Raw genomic sequence first — 17,921 nt, 5'->3', positions numbered from 1 at the left:
CGTCGACGCCGAGATACCTCGGCGCGCCACGGAAGCCACCGGCTTCGAGCGACCTCAGCAGATCGCCCACGAACGCCGAGCGAGCCGAGGCCGGACGGCGCACGGTGTCCCCGACACGGACAACCGCGTTGACGGAGCCTCCAGGCAGCAACGATTCAGGCATCCGCCCACTCTGCCCGATCACCCTCTCCCCCGCAGACCTGGAGGTGTCGACCGCCGTGTGGGGTGACCCGTGTTGTTCCGTCACGTCGGCGATATTCCGTCACGTCCGTTCAGGGCGGCCGGGGGGGCAAACCTCGGCCGCCACTGGGCAAGGTCGGGTTCCGTGCCCGGCGGATCAAGTGGATGAAAACCGGCCGAAGATCTCCGGGAGCCGGGGCCCCGCGTACCCGGGTCCCGTAGATTCCGCCCCGGACATCTGTCCCGTCCGGCACGTCAACTCAGCGCACTGGGGGCTTCCTTGGACGTCGAAGGCATGTCAGTCACCACGGGCGGCTCCGGATTCGGTGCCCTCTCCCGCCGCAGGTTTCTCCAGGTCACGGCCACGGCCACGGCGGTCGTCGGCGCGGGTACGTCGGTCGCGGCCGCCGCGCCCCGTTCGACCGTTCTCTCGTTCAGCGCCGCCACCGGGGGCTCCGCGACGCTCGCGCCGTCCGGTGGGCCGTTGATCGCGGAGGTGCAGGGGGTGCTCTGGAGTGTGCCGAGGGAGGGCGGCGAGGCGGTGGCGTTGACGCTGCCCGGCCTCGAACCGACCCGTCCGCAGTTCGCGCCCGACGGCAGCCGCCTGGTCGTGTCCGCCTACCGGGGTGGCGGTTTCCATCTGTGGACGCTGCGGCCGGACGGTTCCGGGTTACGTCAGTTGACCGAGGGGCCGTGGGACGACCGGGGTCCCGCCTGGTCGCCCGACGGCACCCGGATCGCGTTCGCCTCCGAGCGCGCGGGCGATCCGGTGGCCGGTGCGCCGTACCGTATCTGGGTCCTGCACGTGGGCACCGGTGCGTTGACGCAGCTCACCGGGGGCTCGGGGCAGCAGGGGCCCGGGCAGGACACGGCCTGGGAGGACTTCGACCCCACCTGGTCGGCCGACGGGGAGCGGGTGGTGTTCGTGCGGGCGACCGTCCCCACGCCGGGCACCCTGCGGGCGGCGACCGTGGCGTCGGTGGCCGCCGACGGTTCGGGACCGGTCGTCGTCGAGCACGCCGACGGCTCCGGCGGCCAGCTCATGACCCCCGCCGTCTCGGCCGACGGACGCCTCGCCTACCTGCGCACCACGGCCTCGCCGGCTGCCTCCTGCACCCTCGTCGTGGACGGCGAACCGGTCGCGGTCGACGGCGATGTCCTCCCGGCGCCGCCCCGCTGGACGGGCGACGGCGACCGCCTGCTGATCGCGGCCGACGGACACTTCCGCCTGGTCGACCCGGACGCACCCGGCAACGGCGAGCAGATCCCGTTCACCGCCACCCTCCCCGTGAGCCGCCCGAACTACCGAGGCAAGTCATACGACTTCGAGGGCACCGGTACCCGTCCGGTCCGCGCCCTGCACCTGCCCGCCCTGTCGCCGGACGGCCGCAGTGTCGCGTTCGCCGCGCTCAACGCCCTCTGGACGACCGGCACTTCGGGGGGACACGCACCCCGCAAGGTGCTCCAAGTCCCGTCCACCCGCTATGTGTTGGCGCCGACCTGGACGCCCGACGGCAGCGCCCTGGTGTACGCCGACGACCGCGACGGCCTGTTCACGGTCCGGCGCCGGGAACTCGACTCCGGCGAGGAGAGCGTGCTCGCCGAGGGCGGCCGGGTCTTCCCCGCGCTCTGCCCGGACGGCACCCGGCTGGCCAGCCTGGACATGTCCGGCAACCTGGTCGTGCGCGACCTGTCCGACGGCACCGAACGCGTCCTCGCCACGCCGCTCGGTGCGGGCGGGCTGCCCGGCCGCCCCAGCTGGTCGCCGGACGGCCGCTACCTCGCGCTGTGCGACCGCAACCGGCTCAACCAGCGCTTCCGCGAGGGCTATCACCTCATCCGGGTCGTCGACACGACCTCCGGCGCCGCGACCCTGCACGCCGTCGCCCCGCACACCTCGCTCTCCGACCGCTACGACTCGGGCCCGGTCTGGTCCCCCGACGGCCGCTGGATGGCCGTCGTCGCGGAGTCGGCGTTGTGGCTGCTGCCGGTCCGCGCGGACGGCACCCCCGACGGTGAGCCCCGCCGGCTCACCACCGAACCCGCCGATCACCCCTCCTGGTCCGCCGACGCCCGCACCCTGCTCTACCTCTCGGCGGGGACCCTGCGCCTGATCGACATCGACAGCCGGGAGACCCGCACCGTCCGCGTCCCGCTGGACTACCGGAGGCCGCGCCCGGCCGACACGGTCGTGCGCGCGGGGCGGTTCTGGGACGGCACCGGCTCCGAGGTCCGTGAGGACATCGACGTCGTGATCCGCGACGGCCGGATCACCGAGGTGGCCGCGCACCGGGCAGGACGCCCGGCCGCACGCCGGATCGACGCGAGCGAACGCACCGTGATCCCCGGCCTGTGGGACGCGCACACCCACCCCTGGCAGACCACCTACGGCGGCCGGCAGACCGCGCTCCAGGCCGCGTACGGGATCACAACGGCCGTGTCCCTGGGCGGTTTCGCCTACGAACAGGCCCGCATCCGCGAGGCGATCGCCGCCGGTGTCCTCGCCGGACCGCGCCTGCTGTCCACCGGTGAACTCCTCGACGGGTCACGGGTCGCCTACAGCATGGGGCGCGCCCATCGCACCCCCGAGGGCCTGCGCCGGTCACTGGCCCGCGGGGCCGCGTTGGACTGGGACTTCGTCAAGACGTATGTGCGGGCCCCGGGTTGGGTGATGAAGGAGGCCTCCGACTTCGCGCACGAACGGCTCGGAGTCCGCAGCGGCAGCCACCTGTGCAGCCCGGGCATCCAGGTGGGCCAGGATCTGACGACCCATCTACAGGCCACGCAGCGCGTGGAGTTCGGGCACGCGACGTCCGCGTCCGGGCGTGCGTACCAGGATGTGGTGGAGATCTACACCCGCTCCCCTTTCCATATGATCGCGACCCCGTTCACGGCGCTGCCGCTGCTCGGCGCCGACCCGTCGCTCGCGGACGACCCGCGCGTCACCACGCTGATGCCGCCGTGGGACACCGCACTCGTGCGCCAGCAGGCGGGACTGCCGCCCACCTCCGCCCAACTGGCCACCCTGGACGTCGAGTTGGACGTCTACCGGCGCATCCTGGCGGGCGGTGGCTTGGTCGCGCTCGGCACCGACCAGCCGCTCGTCCCGGTCGGGCTCCATCTGCACCTGGCCCTGCGTGCCCTGCACCGGGGTGGCCTGTCACCGGCCGAGGCGCTGCGCACCGCCACCCAGCTGCCCGCGCGGATCTTCGGCGCCGACGCGGACCTGGGCACCCTGGAGGTGGGCAAGCTCGCGGACCTCACCGTCGTGGACGGCGACCCGTTCACCGACTTCACCACCCTGGTCCGCACGGCGGCGATCCTGCGCGGCGGCGTCCTCCTCGAACAGGCGACCCTGGTCGACGCGTTCAGCACCGCCACGCGCACCACACCCACCTCGGGCGAGAACTGGCTGGAGGTCTCCCGCCAACTGCGCCGCGAGGGGTGCTGCGACCCGCACAACGGGGGCTGAGTACAGGGGAGTTGAGAGGCCCGGGGGTCGAGGTGTCGACGCCGGGGCGTTGAGCGGGGGCCGGAGGCGCGGCGGGGCTCGGCGGGGGTGTCGGGGTGGGGGGACTCGCCGCGCTCAGGCCTCTGCCAGGAACGCCGTCAGCGGAGGGTTCCCGGCGTCCTCGGGCGGACGGGACAGGTGGACGGCGGTGTGGAAGCAACCGTCGGCCTCCTTCCCTCGGGGGTCCTCACCCAGGGCGGTCACCGCGTCGACGGCATGCCGCTGCTCGTCCGCGTCGGTGAACCGGCGTTGCGGATAGGTCGGTTCGGCGGCCTTCTCGGTGACCAGGCCCTCGGACGCCAGCCCGTCGGCAATGGCCTGATAGGAACCGGTCCGCAGGACGAACGCGGCGACCCACACCGGTTGCCGGGCGGCGGCGAGCAGCGGCCGGAACGTTCGGGGCGTCAGAAAACTGGCCCCGCCCGTGACGGTGATCAGCCCCGTGTCCTCGGCGGCCCGCAGCAGCCCTGGACTGGGCGCGGCCGCCTCCAGATTCTCGGCGAAGCCCTCGTCGAGCAGGCCGACGGCGCGTGCGTAGGCGAGGGCGTGCGCGGCCGGGTCGAGCCCGATCGCCCGGACCGCGTCGGGGCGCCGGTGGGCCGCGTAGTAGGCGCGGTCACGTGCGATCAGCTCGGCGGTGGTGAGCGCCGCCGCCTGCGGGGAGGTGTAGTGGTCGTGCAGGTCCGCCCAGGTCAGGTCGTGGTTGAGCAGGGCCGCGTTGATGCCGTACGAGCAGCAGAGGTCCAGCACGGTGACGGGCCCGTCGGAGCGGGCGGCGACCAGTCGCCGGAACACGCCCTGGGCGTGCTGGGGCGTCTGATATCCCCAACGCCCCAGTACCCGGAAGAAGTCTCTGGGGTCGGGCCGGTCGTAGATCTCGTCGAACGAGGTCATCGCCCCGGACCCCGAGGCGCTCCCCGCGCCGCCCTCGCCGCCACTCCCCGGCTGAGTCATCCCACCCACCCCTTCACCCCGACCGGCCTCGCCCCACACCACGTCAAGCAGTAACGCCTGCCCGGCGAGGAGGGAAGGGGGCGTCGACGAAACCGGCCAGGGCACGAGCCAGGTTTCACCGGGAAGAACGGGGCGCCCCTGCGTACGATCTCCCGGTGACACGCAGCGCGACCCTGGCCGGGGTCTTCGACGACCTCGCCGCCAGCTACGACCACGAGCACCACGAAGAGATCGCCCGGGCGCTGCTGGCCCTGGCCGACCCCGGCCCACTGGACTCCGTCGCCGACGTGGCCTGCGGAGCGGGCGCCGTGGCCCTGCGTCTCGCGCGCGCCCGCCCCGCCGACGCGCCTGCCGTCCTCGCCGTCGACGTGTCGCCCGGCATGATCGAGGCGGGCCGGGCGCGTGCCACGTCGTCCCCGGTGCCGAACGCCTCGATCGACTGGCGTGTCACGGACGCCGTGCCGTTGCCAGTCCCCGACCGCTCCCTCGACGTCGTCCTCTGCGCCTCGGCGTTGCACTTCCTGGGCGGTCGGGCGATGGCCGACTGGCGGCGTGCGCTGCGCCCGGGCGGACGGGTGGGCTACACGCTCCCGCTGGCCACGCACTTCCGGCCCTCCGCACGTTTCTCCGCACTCCTCGCGGCAGACGTCCCACTCCCGGCCGACGCCGACGAAGCCGACGCCTGGGCCACCGCGCACGGCTTCACCGACGCCACCTCGTACGTCCACGTCCTCGGCACCCGCCGCGTGATGGTGACCACGGCCCTCACACCGGACGGCCGCTGACCCCACCCGCACTCCTCAACGTCGCCTCCCGCACCCTCCGCACCGTCGCGACCTCCGCCCTCATCCCCCACGCCCGCCGAACCCACGCCTCCGGCGCCGTCCGTAGCCTCCAGGGCTCGCCGGCTCCAAGTAGCTCGGGCGAGTCGGGTCCCAGGACCGGTGCAACGGGTCCCGTAGGGCGCGGACGCACCAGGCGATCGGGGTCAGCGCGCCGAAGTACAGTGCGGCCAGGCCCAGTTGGGCCGGGCTCAGTGAGGTCGGATTCAGTGGGGTCGGGCTCAACTGGGGTACGGGGTCAGTCCGTTGGGATGTCGGCACGCCAGTTGTCCTCCTCCTGCCGCTTGGGCTGGTCGTGCTTGTTCAGGACGAAGTCGCCCAGGACCAGCAGGTCGATATGGGTGCGCATGAAGCAGGTGTAGGCCTCGGCCGGGGTGCGGACGATGGGTTCGCCGCGGACGTTGAAGGAGGTGTTCACCAGGACCGGGCAGCCCGTGCGGTCCCGGAAGGCCGTGAGCAGCGCGTGGAAGCGGGCGTTGCGCTCGGCCGTGACGGTCTGCACCCGGGCCGACCCGTCGACGTGGGTCACCGCCGGGATCGTCGAACGTGGCACCCGCAGCAGGTCGAGGCCGGTCAGCCCCGCCGTCTCCGGTCCGCACGCCCGGTGCCGGGCCGCCGCGACCCGTGCCGTGAGCAGCATGTAGGGGCTCTCCCCGGTGAGGTCGAACCAGTCCTTGGCGTCCTTGGCGAGCACGGCCGGGGCGAAGGGCCGGAAGGATTCCCGGAACTTGGTCTTGAGGTTGAGCGTGGACTGCGTGCCGGGGTCGCGCGGGTCGGCCAGGATCGACCGGTTGCCCAGCGCGCGCGGGCCGAACTCCATGCGCCCCTGGAACCAGCCGACCACCTTGCCCTCCGCCAGTTCGGCGGCCACCCGCGCGACCAACTCCCGCTCCGGCAGCCGGACGGCGGCACAGCCAGCCCGCTCCAGGAACTCCGCGATCTCACCGGCGTCGTAGCCGGGTCCGAGCAGGGCGCCCGCCATCGCGTCCGTGCCGTGCCGCGGATGGGTGCGCGGCGCTCCCCGGGCGTGTGACTCGGCGAGGGCCGCGCCGAGCGCGCCACCGGCGTCACCGGCGGCGGGTTGCACCCACAGTTCGTCGCAGACGCCGTCGTCCAGGAGGCGTCCGTTGGCGACGCAGTTCAGGGCGACTCCGCCGGCCAGGCACAGGCGCCGTTCGCCGGTGCGTTCCAGTGCGGTGCGGGCCAGCCGTGCCACCACCTCCTCGGTGACCGCCTGGACGGAGGCCGCGAGGTCGAACTCCCGTTGCGTGAGCGGGCCTTCGGGGGTGCGTCGGGGGCCGCCGAACAGTTCCTCGAAGGCGCGGCCGGTCATGGTCAGGCCGTACGGGAAGGCGAAGTGGCGCAGGTCGAGGCGGAACGAGCCGTCCGGCTTGATGTCGATCAGCCGTTCCCGGATCAGGGGCGCCCAGCGGGGTGTGCCGTACGGGGCGAGGCCCATCAGCTTGTACTCGCCCGAGTCGACCTTGAAGCCGCAGAAGTAGGTGAACGCCGAGTACAGCAGGCCCAGTGAGTGCGGGAAGCGCAGTTCGGCGAGCGGGAGCAGTTCGGTGCCCCGGCCGTGCCAGAGCGTCGTCGTCGCCCATTCTCCGACGCCGTCGACGCACAGCACCGCCGCCGACGGGTACGGGCTCGGCAGGAACGCGGACGCGGCGTGCGAGGCGTGGTGCCGGTGCGCCACCACCGGCGGCAACGGCTCCGTGCCGCCGGACAGCGCCCGCAGCCGCGTGCGCACGTCGTCCAGGGCGTGCCGTTTCCCGCCCGCCCACTGTGGGAAGGCCCGGCGGAAGACGGGGAAACCGTGCGGCGCCGTCGCCAGCCATGTGGCCATCACCCGGCGGAACTTGAGCGCCGGGTCCTCGTAGAAGGCGACCGCCGACAGTTCGTCCGGGCGCAGGCCCGCTTCGCGCAGGCAGTAGGCGGCTGCCTGTTCCGGGAAGGACGGGTCGTGGCGGCGTCTGCTGAACCGCTCCTCCTGGGCGGCGGCCAGCACAACGCCGTCGCGCACCAGGGCCGCCGCGCTGTCGTGGTAGTAGGCGGAGATCCCCAGCACGGGACCACCCGACGGGCCCTCCCGGCCCGGGTCACCGGTCGGCCGTCCGTCGACCGGTCGCCCGCCCGTCCACCGCCCGCCCAACCTGCGGCCATCCCTCCATGTCCCCATGTCAGAACAGCGGGTAGACGGACGCGTCGTCGTCCGGCTGCGGGCGCAACCCGGACGACGGAGGAGGAGAAGGAGGCGGCGAGGAAGGTGTTCCTTCCGGTGCGGTCGGGGGCTCGGCCGGGGCCCGGGGTTCGGCGGGTGGCTCGGGGTGGGTGCGGGCGCGCAGCCAGGAGGCGAGGCGGCGGGCCGCCGGGGCCGGGCCACGCCGCTCTCCGGGCGCGTTCATACGAGGTCCAGGCGGTCGGCGAGTTGCTGCGCCACCAGGTCGTAGCCGAGGTCCGTGCAGTGCACCCGGTCGATGAACAGCCAGTCCTGGGGCGCGGCGGCCTCGCCCAGGGCGACGTTCATGTCGAGGAACGGCACGTCCAACGCGGCGCATCCGGCGGCGAGTTGACGTGCGTAGGCGCGGCCGACCGGCAGGGTGGCGATGTCGTGGTGGAAGCGGCGGAAGTTGGAGACCTCGTCCAGTTCGTCGAAGAGGAGCTTCTCGCGTGGCAGTGGCTCCTCGCGCACCCACGGGGCGAGCGGTTGCAGGACGAACGTCAGCCGGGCCCCGAGCCCGTCCGCGAGCACCTTCCAGCCGCGCAGATGACGCAGGGTCAGTTCGGTCGCGTGGGCGAGACGTCGGTCCGGTGGGGGAACGACGTCCGGGGCGGGCCCGCAGTCGAAGTACGCGCCGTGGCGGCCCTGTTGCGCCTCGGGCAGCCTGCTCAGCACCAGGTTGTTGACGCCCGACAGCAGCACGATGTCCTCGACGGGGGGCAGTTCGTGCTGGAAGAGGGTGAACAGCAGGAGTTCCTGGGCGGAGTTGTGGCTCTGTCCCGCGACGTTCAGCCACGGCAGCCGGGGCGCGTGCGCGTTCCACAGCCGTGCGCTGATGGTGGCGGCGTCGCCGGTGGCGCCGACCCCGAACACGGCGGAACTGCCCGCCAGCACCCGGGCGGGGCCCTCGGGCCGGTCGTCGCCGACCGTGGCCCGCTGCCCGCCGGGGCCGGGCGTGACGCGGAAGCCGTGCCGGTCGGTGGTGTGGACGGGCGTCTTCTCACCGCCGTACTGGAAGTAGCCCAGATAGGGCTGGTCCTCCAGGACGAAGGTGTAGTGCTCCATGTGCGGTGTGTACGCGGCGCGGGGTGACGTCATCGCTGCGGTGCTCCCGTCGGTGTGCGCGGTGGAGGGCGGCCGGTGGGGCGGCGCCGGTCAGGGCGCCGGGGCGGGGGTCGGGGGTGCGGGCAGGGAACCGGGCCGGTCCTCGCGGATCAGGTCGGCGTTGATGGCCATCGCCGCCAGTCCCCCGCTGGCCGCGGCCATCGCCGCCTGCTGCATGTTCCGGCCGAGGTCGCCCGCCACGTACAGGCGAGGCACGCGGGTGCGGCCCCGCTCGTCGCTCTGCACCGACTCCAGGTCCGGGGCGTCGACCCAGGGCCGCAGGGCCGCCACCCGGGGCTCCATGGCGAGGTGCAGGAAGAGCGCGCCGTAGGTCACGCCCCCGCCGTCCGCGAACTCGACCCGCACACCGTCGGGATGCGGCTTCAGTCCCGTCACCCGCTCGGCGCGGACCGGCACCCCGGCCGCGGCGAGCAGGGCCCGCTCGTCCTCGGGAAGCTCCCGCCGGTCGGAGAGGTAGGTGATGTCGTCGGACCACACCGTGAGGGTCGACGCCAGGCACTCGCTGGGCACCGCACCGCCGTACACGGCGAAGGGCCGCTCGCGGACCTCCCAGGCGTGGCAGTACGGGCACTCGAAAACGGCCGTCCCCCACAGGTCCGCGAGTCCCGGCAGCGGCGGCAGCAGCGAGCGCACGCCCGCCGCGTACAGCAGGGTGCGGGCGCGGAAGGTGCCCGACTCCTTGGTGACGACGACCACGTGGTCGCCCTCGCCGGCCGCCGAGACCACCTCGTCGTCATGGAACGACACGTCGTAGCGGGTGAGTTCGGCGCGGGAACGGGACCGGAAGTCGGCGATGCTCGCACCGTCGTTGGTGAGCACGTTGTGCATGACGCCCGCCGCCATGTTGCGCGCGTCGCCGGAGTCGATCAGCAGGACCCGGCGGCGCGAACGGCCCAGGTACAGCGCCCCGTTGAGGCCCGCCGGGCCACCTCCGACGATCACCGTGTCGTAGAGCTGCGTGTCCAAGGGTCACTCCTTGCCGGGTGGGCGGCTGTCGGAAAGGTCGTTGCCAGAAGGGCCGTTGCCGGAACGGCCGTTGCGCGGTTGGGGATGTGGTGGCGGGTCTCCGGGTCCGGCCGGGGTGTCGCGCAGCGGGGCGAGCAGCAGCAGGGCGCCCGTGGCCAGGGCGGTGCCGCAGACGACGAACACCGCCGGGACGGACAGGACTTCGGCGAGCAGTCCGCCGAGGAGCGCCCCGAGCGGCATGGTGCCCCAGGCGCACAGCCGGGACACGCTCATCACCCGGCCCTGGAGATGCTCCGGTGTCAGCCGTTGCCGCAGGGACATCACCGGGATGTTCCAGCCCATCATGACGACGCCGTTGGCGGTCAGCGCCAGCGCGGCGAGCAGTGGGGTCGACGCCGTTCCCAGCAGGGCGTACGCGAGGCCGGACGCCACCAGGGACCAGCGGGCCAGCCGCAGTGTGGGCACCCGGTCGGCGGCCCGGGGTGCCAGCCAACTCCCCGCGACGGCGCCCACCGACCCGGCGGCCAGCAGCAGCCCGTACCCGGTGCCGCTCAGCCCGAGGGTGCGGTCGCTGAGCAGGACCAGCATCGAGAAGGTCGCCGAGAAGACCAGCCCGTACAGGGCGCTGGCGGCCAGGGTGAGCCGGAGGGTGCGGTGCCGCAGGACGAAGCCGACGCCCTCCCGGATGTCGTCGAGCACACCAACTCGCCCGTCGCCGGGGGCCCTTGCCGACCGTGCCTCCTCCGTCGCCGGTGGCCCGCCAGCGGCCGTTGCTCTGTCCGGTGCCGGTGGCCTGCCCGACTGGGCTGTCCCGCCCGGCGTTTCCACCCCGTCCGGCGCCACTCCCCCACCCGGCTTCGCCGGCCGCCCCCTCCGGGTCGGCGGGGTCAGGCCCAGCAGGAGCAGTGCCGCCAGTGCGTACAGTGCCCCGCCCGTGGCCAGCGCCGCCGCGGCGGTCAGCCCCGCGAGGAGACCCGCCACGGGTGGCCCGGCCGTCTCGTTGAGCACGATCTGCGCCGCCGACAGACGCCCGTTGGCCCGCTCCAGGTGCCGTGGCTCGACCAGGCGCGGCAGCATCGCGGGGGCGGCGGTGTCGGCCAGCGTCTCGGCGATGCCCAGCAGGAACGCCAGCGCGTACAGCAGGCCCAGCGGCCGGTCCCGCGCCAGCACGAGGGCCGCCGCCGCGAGCGCCAGCGCCCGGACCGCGTTGCTAGCGAGGACGACGTTCCGCCGGTCGACGCGGTCCACCAGGACGCCCGCCGGGAGCGCGAAGAGCAGCCACGGCAGCATGTTCACGGCGGTCAGGCCCGCGACCGCCGCCGGGTCGGGATGGTGGGCGACGACCAGCAGGGGCAGCAGCGTCCGGGTGATGCCGTCGCCCGCGTTGGAGGCAGCCGTCGACGCCCACAGCCGACGGAACGGACGGCCCAGGTCGCCCCGCCCCGGCACGCGGGTCCTGGGTGGGGCGGTGCTAGCCAACGACGCTCCCGTGATGCCAGCCGCGCAGCCCCAGCAGCCGTTCGCCCAGTTCGGTCAGGAGGGCCGGCCCGTACAGGTGCGCCTCCTCCTTGCGCACGCCGCCCTGCGGTGGGTGCGGTGGGACGCGGTCCCGCCAGAACCGCACCCGGGCCTCGCACAGGTCGGCGTTGTCCTCGCGGGCGGGCGCCATGGTCAGGTACTGCGCCATGCGCACCCGGCGTGCGGAGACATTGGGGTGGACGCCGTGCGGCAGCAGGCTGTTGAAGATGATCAGGTCACCGGGTGCCACCTCCGGGGTGGTGATCGGGTAGCCGGTGATGTCCGGCGTGAACGGGTCCCGGTCGGCGGGCTGCCCGCTCACCCACTTCTCCCACTCGGCGAAGATCTCCGGCACGCACTGGAAGCCGCCGATCTCCTCGTCACCCTCCGTCAGCGACAGCACCGCCTGACAGCTCACGGGCAGCGGGTCGGCGGTGGTGTCGACGTCCCAGTGGATGAACCCGTCGAAGGCCCGCTCACCTCGGTTGGGCGGGTTGACGTTGGCGAAGTCGATGGTCACCCACAGCTCGTCGCGGTCCCAGATGTCGGCGAACGCCCCGTGCACGCGCGGTGTCTGGCGCACGTCCCACTGGGCCTGGTGGTTGTACATCTCGACCAGCCCGCTGTGGCCGGGCAGCCGGTCGTTGCCGGTGTGCGGCGAGGTCCAGGTCGTGGGGTCGTCGGGGCGCAGGTCGAGGAAGGAGCGCAGCCCGTCCGTGAGCGCGGCGACCGTCTCCGGCGCCACCGCCTGACGGACGATCACATGGCCTTGCTCGGTCCACCGGGCCCAGTCGGCGGGCGACAGGACGCGCAGCGGCCGGGTCTTGCGGAGGTCGCGCAGGGGGGTGGCGGGCACGTGCACTCTCCAGGGAACGACGCCGGTACGGGTCGGGGGTGACGGGTCGCGGGCGGTGGCGGGTCGCGGGCGGCAGCGCCGCGCGGGTCGGCGGTGGGCGCGGTCAGGGGACGATCAGGTGACGTCCGGGCAGTACCAGGGCGTCGAGTTCCGTCTCCGTGAGCAGGTCCAGGGCCTGGTCGAGGTGGTTGAGGAGGGGTCTGCCGCCCGCGTTGGCGCTGGTGTTGATGAGGACGGGCAGCCCGGTGCGGTCACCGACGGCGTGGCACAGCCGGTGCAGCAGGGGGTGGGTGTCCGGCCGTACCGTCTGGAGCCGGGCCGTGCCGTCGATGTGCCGGGCCTCAGCGAGCCGGTGGGCCTCCTCGGGGCGGACCCGCACCGCGAACAGCATGCTCTCGGTGTGGTCCAGGGGGCCGGTGAAGTAGCGGTCCGCGACCTCCTCGGGGCAGATCGGCGCGACCGGCCGGAACCATTCGCGGCCCTTGATGGTCTGGGAGACGTGCCGCCGGGCGCCGTCCCAGTGCGCCGACACCAGCAGCGAACGGTGTCCGAGCGCCCTCGGTCCCGTCTCCAGGCCGCCGTCCAGCCAGGCCACGCAGTGCCGCCCGGCCAGCAGGTCGGCGACCGCCCGCACCAGTTCGTCGTCGTCGGAGAGGCGGCGCGCGGACAGTCCGCGGGCGGAAAGTCGCTCGGTCAGGCCACCGCCCGGCCGTGTGCGCCCGCCGGTCGTCCGCTCCTCCAGCCCCTCCAACGGCCCTCCCGCGTACGCCAGTCGGGCCCATGGCGAGCGGCCTGCCAAGCCCGGGCGGTCGGCCGGCTCAGCGACGGCCAGGGCGGCGCCGAGCGCGATGCCCGAGTCGTCGCAGCAGGTCGGTACGGACACCCGGGTGAACTCTCCGGACTCGACGAGGGCGCTGTTCGCGGTGATGTTGAGCGCGCAGCCGCCCGCGTAACAGAGCGTGGAGTAGCTCGGGAAGCGCCGGCTGATGCCGGTCACGAGGCGGGTGAGGTCCCGCTCCACGGCGTGCTGGAGGGTGGCGGCGAGATCCCGGCAGACCCGGTCGTCGGGCGAGTTGCCCACCGGGGTGGTGCGGCCGTCGGGGCTGCGGATCTCGTCGGGGAACACGGACCCGAAGGAGTGGACCACGTCGTCGTCCGAGGAGTCGGCGAGGCCGGCGTCCAGATAGCCGCCGCTGACCGGGTCGTACTCCCACCAGGTGTCGGCGTAGCGCAGCGCCGATCCGGTCAGCCGGTCCTCGGCCACCTCCTCGTACAGGTCGGGCGAGGCGCGCCGGGTGGCCTGCGGGACCAGCATGGCGCGCAGCACCGGCAGCAGCGCGCCGTCCCGCTCGCCGGTCGCCGCGAGCCCGAGCAGTTTCCCGGTGTCGAACTGGCTGCCGTGCACCCGCCGCGCCAACGCCTCGTAGACCAGGCCGAAGCGTGGTCCGCCCCGGTTGGTGAACGACATCACCGGCGTGAGCCGGTCACCGTCCCCGAGGCAGACCATGCCGCACTCGGCGTAGTTGCCGGTTCCGTCGAGGGCCAGCACGAGGGCCTTGCGGGCGCCGGAGGTGTAGTAGGCGAGCGCGGCGTGCGCGTAGTGATGGCGAACGGCGACGAGGGTGACGTCCCCGAGCCCGTCGGCCAGCGGCCAGTCGACCGGTTTGATCACCCGGGTCACCGCGTCGGCGAGCCCGGTCCCGCCCCTCGCGGTCCAGCGGGCGTCGTCGTTGACCAGTTCGACCAGCGCCGGGGGCAGGACCTGGCAGACCGGCGTGTACCAGTCGGCGACGGCCACGCGGGTCACCGGGGTCACGGCCCGCTCCCGCAGCTCCGCCAGCCAGGCGGCCGCCGCCTGCGGGAAGTCGCCGTTGCCTCCGCAGACGTGGCGCAGCCGCAGTCGCCGTTCCGCCTCGATGATCCGGTAGCCGTCGGCGTCGGTCAGGGCGGCGCCGGCGTCGTGGCCGAAGTGCATACCGATCGTTGCCATGGAATCCGGTCACCCTTTCTCGGTCGGCTGGGGGCTCACCGCTGTGGTTCGCCGGGGTGTGCGTGGGCTCATGTCAGTGCGGTGAGGCTCTGGGTGTGGTGGCGTTCCAGGAGGCCCTGGACGACTTCGCGCATGTAGGCGCAGTAGCCGGGTGACATCTTCTGGATGGAGCCGTTCTCCTCCTCCAGGGCGCCCGCCGAGCCGCCCGAGCAGGTGCCTTGCAGCTCGCAGCCCTGGCAGCCGGGGCCGTTGGTGTAGGCGCGCATGCCGTAGTCCTGGTAGGCGGGGGAGGTGAAGATGCCGCGCCAGTCGTCGATGGTGCCGAGCGCGCGGGCGGTGGCCTTGCAGGCGAAGACGCTGCCGTTGGGTTCGATGGAGAGCTGTCGGCCGACCGCGGGGCAGGTCTTGTAGTCGGCCTGTGCGGCCCACTTGGCCTCGTCGATGATCATCTGGAAGGTCTGGTACCAGTAGCCGCTGAGCTGTACTCCGCGCTCGCGTCCGTAGTCGACCGCGGCAAGCAGCCGTTGGGCCACGGCGCGCGGGCTGTGCTGCTGGAAGAACTCGTTGGCCTGGAAGGAGACGATGACGTCGAGGGCGTCCAGGCCCGCTTCGGCGACGAAGTCGATCAGCGGGGTGCCCCACTTGTCCCAGGTGTACTGGGAGAGGACCGTGGTGATGCTGACCGGGACGCCCGCGGCCTTCATGTCGAGGATCGCCTTGCGGACCACCGGCCACGCGGTGCGCTGCTGCTGTCCGCCGCGGAACTCGTCGGTCTCCGGCACCAGGTAGTCGAGGGAGACGGTGGTGTCGACCTGGTGCTTGGCGAGCGCCGCGAGGAGTTCGTCGTCGATGCGGGAGCCGTTGCTCGTCAGGTCGTAGGAGAGGGTGACGCCGTTGTGGCGGTCGCCGAAGGTGCGCAGGACGTGCAGGATCGTGCCCCGGGCGAGGGTGGGTTCGCCGCCGAAGAAGGAGATGGTCAGGTGGCCGCCGCCGTTGGCCTTGCGCAGCGCGATGGCCTCTTCGATGGTCTTCTCGGCCACCTCGCGGGACATGTGCATGGACGGGTTGCGGCGGGTGTCCGAGCCGCGGTTCCAGTCGCCGGCGGCCAGGGTGGGGCCGGAGTCCTGCCGGGGCGCGGGGACGGAGCCCTCCTCGCGGGAGCGGCGCAGCTCCACGAGGACGGGGCCGGGTTTCACGGATTCGCCGGAGGTGTTGCGTTCCTCCACGCCGCCGTCGAAGTTGTAGGCGAAGCAGCCCTGGCAGGAGAAGTTGCAGGCGTTGGTCAGCACGAGCTGGATGGAGGAGTGGAACACCCCGGTGCTCAGGGCCTGCCCGCGGCTCTCCAGCAGCCCGTCGATCTCCTGGGCCTCGTCGTGTCCGGCCTCGACGAGGAACCGTGCCGCCACGAGGTCCCGCAGCGCGTCCTCGTCGAGCCGCTCGCGCAGCCGGTCCACGCCGATCCCGTGGGTGGCGTCCTTCAGGAGGTCGACGATCTCTTTGTCGATGAGCCGCGCATTCCCGTACAGGGAATGAAAGGCCATGGTGCGTTCGTCGCCCTCGAAGGAATGGAGGCGCCCTCCGAAAGACGTGAAATCCCGGTCGCCTGCGGTACGCAGGGTACGGACGTAACGCGAGGACTGGTACACCGAATTCTGCATGCTGAAGGCTTCTCCCTGCGTTCACGGCTTTCGGCTCGGTGCGTGGCGGCCCCGGTTCGCGGCCCGGCAGCGGAGTGCGGCGGGGCGCGGGGGCACGGCGTCGGCGGAGGGAATGGGGGGCGGGCGGCGGCTGGGGCGCGGACCGATCCCCCGGGGGTGCGGTCCGCGCGGCAGCCCGGGGTCCGGCCCGGCGGACGGCGCCCCGGTCGGCCTCGGCTCTCAGGCGGAGGCGGACTCTTTGCGCTGCTCAACGGGGGCGTCGTCGGCCTCCGTCTGCTGGCGGACGGGCGTGATGGTCGGCGCGTTGCCCTTGTCCGGCGAGACGAACGCGCAGGGCCGCGACGACGCGGTGACGGCGGGTCGGGCGACCTTCCTGACTTCGGCCATGGGGGCCTCCTGTAGGGGTGGGGATTCAACGCCTTCTACTGAACCAGAGGGGGAACAGTAGCCATAAGCCCCAATCTGGACAAGAGCGATTCAACGGGTCGCAGTATGATTAATTGGGTGGAATCGATCTTCCATTTCCGAGGGCAACCGGGCCCGTCTGCCGTTTTCCCGATATCCCCGCCCGATCGGAATTCCGGCCCTCCCGCACCTCCCGTCACAGGTGACTTTCGTATGAGTCGAAGCGGGACGAGTTCTCGCCATACTCGGGACATCGGCCGGGAACCACACCCGGGCCGACGCGCCGCTCCGACGGGACGGCCCGGCGTGCGGTGCCCCGGTCCCCGTGCTGACGTGGGGGGAGCGCGCCCGTCCGGCGTGCCGGTCAGCCCGGCCGAGCCCCGACCCGACGGAGGACCATGGCTTCCCCCAGCCCGGCCCCGGCCCCACCCGCCCAGGCCCGCGCGCTGACGCTGCTGCGGCGGCCGAGGCTGTGGCTGCTGCCGACGCTCCTCACCGCGGTGCTGGCCTTCCTGCTGTCGCTGCTCTACATGGGCGGCATCGTCAACCCGAACCGGCATCTGCACGGTCTGCCCATCGCCCTCGTCAACGGCGACCAGGGCCGACCGCCCGCCGGTCAGCAACAGAACCTCGGCACCCGGATCACCCGGGCCGTCACCTCCGGCTCCTCCGGCTCCTTCGACGACACCGCCGCATGGCGCCCGCTGACCCGCGCTCAGGCCCAGGCCCAGCTGGACAGCGGCAAGGTCTACGGCGCCCTGGTGATCCCCGCCGAATTCACCGACCGCGCCCTCGCCCTCACCACCACCCAGGCCACCGCCCGGCCGACCCTCACGGTCCTGACCAACCCCGGCAAGGGCAGCCTCGGCTCCAGCCTCGCGAGCCGGATCACCACGGCGACCGCCGAGCAGGCCTCACGGACCGTCGGCAGACAGCTCACCGCCGCCGCGGGCCCGGCCGCCGACCCCACCACGAAGCTGCTGCTCGCCGACCCGGTCCAGGTCGAGACGGCGGTCGGCCACCCGATCGGCGACAACAGCGGCATCGGCCTGACCGCCTTCTACTACGCCCTGCTGCTGGTCCTGGCCGGGTTCCTCGGCGGCAACGTCATCCACAACGGCGTCGACGGCGCCCTCGGCTACGCCGACGTCGAGATCGGCCCCCTGCACACGCGCCGCCCGACCGTCCCGGTCAACCGCACCCAGACCCTGATCCTCAAGATGGTGATGACCGCGGGGATCACCCTGCTCAGCTCGTCCCTGGTGATGCTGGCGTGCGTCGCGATCCTCCGCGTCGACGCCTCCCACCTGCCCCTGCTGTGGGTCTTCTCCTACTGCGCGACCCTCGCGGTGGGCCTCGGCGTGCAGGCCATCAACGCCGCGTTCGGCGGGATGGGCCAGCTGGTCGCGATGTTCGTGTTCATCGTCCTCGGCCTGCCCTCGTCCGGGACCACGGTCCCCCTCCAGGCGGTCCCCGGGTTCTACCGCTTCCTCTCCCACTTCGAGCCGATGCGTCAACTCGGCGACGGCGTCCGCGCCATCCTCTACTTCGACGCGCGCGGCGACGCCGGGCTCACCCGCTCCTGGATCATGGTCGCGGTCGGCTTCGCCGTCTCCCTCCTGTTCGGCTTCGCGATGACGGTCTACTACGACCGCAAGGGCCACAGACGCCTGACGCCGCAGCCGGATTGAC

13 protein-coding genes are annotated in these 17,921 nt (G+C 73.0%); 3 read left to right on the top strand and 10 right to left on the bottom strand.

Annotated elements, in window-relative coordinates; all coding sequences use genetic code 11:
* The first annotated feature begins 475 nt into the window (after positions 1-475).
* Entirely contained in the window at positions 476-3,652 is a 3,177-nt protein-coding gene (locus ACIQOU_RS02525; protein ID WP_401533196.1) for an amidohydrolase family protein, read from the top strand.
* A 114-nt stretch (positions 3,653-3,766) separates the two neighbouring features.
* On the opposite strand, the gene ACIQOU_RS02520 is transcribed toward ACIQOU_RS02525, so the two are convergent.
* Positions 3,767-4,645: a hypothetical protein gene (locus tag ACIQOU_RS02520; protein ID WP_401533195.1), complete on the bottom strand. Its 879-nt coding sequence runs from the start codon at positions 4,643-4,645 to the stop codon at positions 3,767-3,769.
* A gap of 155 nt (positions 4,646-4,800) precedes the next feature.
* Between ACIQOU_RS02520 and ACIQOU_RS02515 the strand changes: the two genes are divergently transcribed.
* Positions 4,801-5,430 carry a class I SAM-dependent methyltransferase gene (locus tag ACIQOU_RS02515; protein WP_401533193.1) on the top strand — a complete coding sequence of 210 codons (630 nt, stop codon included), beginning with the start codon at positions 4,801-4,803 and terminating at the stop codon, positions 5,428-5,430.
* A 295-nt stretch (positions 5,431-5,725) separates the two neighbouring features.
* Here ACIQOU_RS02515 and ACIQOU_RS02510 read toward each other — a convergent pair whose 3' ends face one another.
* The 9 genes from ACIQOU_RS02510 to ACIQOU_RS02470 form a co-directional block, all read right to left on the bottom strand.
* Positions 5,726-7,669 (bottom strand): carbamoyltransferase, encoded by a 1,944-nt coding sequence (locus tag ACIQOU_RS02510; protein WP_401533191.1) that lies wholly within the window; start codon positions 7,667-7,669, stop codon positions 5,726-5,728.
* Position 7,670: 1 nt separating this feature from the next.
* Entirely contained in the window at positions 7,671-7,895 is a 225-nt protein-coding gene (locus ACIQOU_RS02505; RefSeq protein ID WP_401533190.1) for a hypothetical protein, read from the bottom strand.
* Positions 7,892-8,809, bottom strand: coding sequence for an Inducer of phenazine A (locus tag ACIQOU_RS02500; protein ID WP_401533187.1), 918 nt, complete (start codon positions 8,807-8,809; stop codon positions 7,892-7,894). Before ACIQOU_RS02500 ends, ACIQOU_RS02505 begins: the two co-directional genes overlap by 4 nt.
* A 57-nt stretch (positions 8,810-8,866) precedes the next feature.
* A complete protein-coding gene (locus ACIQOU_RS02495; protein WP_401533186.1) occupies positions 8,867-9,802 on the bottom strand; it encodes an NAD(P)/FAD-dependent oxidoreductase in 936 nt (311 codons plus the stop codon).
* 3 nt (positions 9,803-9,805) lie between these two features.
* Complete coding sequence (locus ACIQOU_RS02490; protein WP_401533185.1) at positions 9,806-11,281, bottom strand: MFS transporter; 1,476 nt, start codon at positions 11,279-11,281, stop codon at positions 9,806-9,808.
* Positions 11,274-12,176, bottom strand: coding sequence for a phytanoyl-CoA dioxygenase family protein (locus ACIQOU_RS02485; protein WP_401533183.1), 903 nt, complete (start codon positions 12,174-12,176; stop codon positions 11,274-11,276). Before ACIQOU_RS02485 ends, ACIQOU_RS02490 begins: the two co-directional genes overlap by 8 nt.
* Positions 12,177-12,279: 103 nt before the next feature.
* Complete coding sequence (locus tag ACIQOU_RS02480; protein ID WP_401533181.1) at positions 12,280-14,166, bottom strand: carbamoyltransferase C-terminal domain-containing protein; 1,887 nt, start codon at positions 14,164-14,166, stop codon at positions 12,280-12,282.
* Between the two features lie 68 nt (positions 14,167-14,234).
* Positions 14,235-15,707, bottom strand: a complete 1,473-nt coding sequence (locus tag ACIQOU_RS02475; protein WP_401533180.1) for a radical SAM protein — start codon at positions 15,705-15,707, stop codon at positions 14,235-14,237.
* Positions 15,708-16,043: 336 nt separating this feature from the next.
* Positions 16,044-16,211, bottom strand: a complete 168-nt coding sequence (locus ACIQOU_RS02470; RefSeq protein WP_401533178.1) for a hypothetical protein — start codon at positions 16,209-16,211, stop codon at positions 16,044-16,046.
* A gap of 416 nt (positions 16,212-16,627) precedes the next feature.
* Between ACIQOU_RS02470 and ACIQOU_RS02465 the strand changes: the two genes are divergently transcribed.
* Positions 16,628-17,920, top strand: a complete 1,293-nt coding sequence (locus ACIQOU_RS02465; RefSeq protein WP_401533176.1) for a YhgE/Pip domain-containing protein — start codon at positions 16,628-16,630, stop codon at positions 17,918-17,920.
* Position 17,921 lies beyond the last annotated feature (1 nt).

The organism is Streptomyces sp. NPDC091279, from assembly GCF_044757465.1.
Classification (GTDB): Bacteria; Actinomycetota; Actinomycetes; order Streptomycetales; family Streptomycetaceae; genus Streptomyces.
This window is presented reverse-complemented; position numbering and strand designations above follow the sequence as displayed.

Bases quoted from the DNA above. Each gene is read 5' to 3' on its own strand.
- ACIQOU_RS02525 (WP_401533196.1), top strand. From the start codon at position 476: ATGTCAGTCACCACGGGCGGCTCCGGATTCGGTGCCCTCTCCCGCCGC.
- ACIQOU_RS02520 (WP_401533195.1), bottom strand. From the start codon at position 4,645: ATGACTCAGCCGGGGAGTGGCGGCGAGGGCGGCGCGGGGAGCGCCTCG.
- ACIQOU_RS02510 (WP_401533191.1), bottom strand. From the start codon at position 7,669: ATGGGGACATGGAGGGATGGCCGCAGGTTGGGCGGGCGGTGGACGGGC.
- ACIQOU_RS02505 (WP_401533190.1), bottom strand. From the start codon at position 7,895: ATGAACGCGCCCGGAGAGCGGCGTGGCCCGGCCCCGGCGGCCCGCCGC.
- ACIQOU_RS02500 (WP_401533187.1), bottom strand. From the start codon at position 8,809: ATGACGTCACCCCGCGCCGCGTACACACCGCACATGGAGCACTACACC.
- ACIQOU_RS02480 (WP_401533181.1), bottom strand. From the start codon at position 14,166: ATGGCAACGATCGGTATGCACTTCGGCCACGACGCCGGCGCCGCCCTG.
- ACIQOU_RS02475 (WP_401533180.1), bottom strand. From the start codon at position 15,707: ATGGCCTTTCATTCCCTGTACGGGAATGCGCGGCTCATCGACAAAGAG.
- ACIQOU_RS02470 (WP_401533178.1), bottom strand. From the start codon at position 16,211: ATGGCCGAAGTCAGGAAGGTCGCCCGACCCGCCGTCACCGCGTCGTCG.
- ACIQOU_RS02465 (WP_401533176.1), top strand. From the start codon at position 16,628: ATGGCTTCCCCCAGCCCGGCCCCGGCCCCACCCGCCCAGGCCCGCGCG.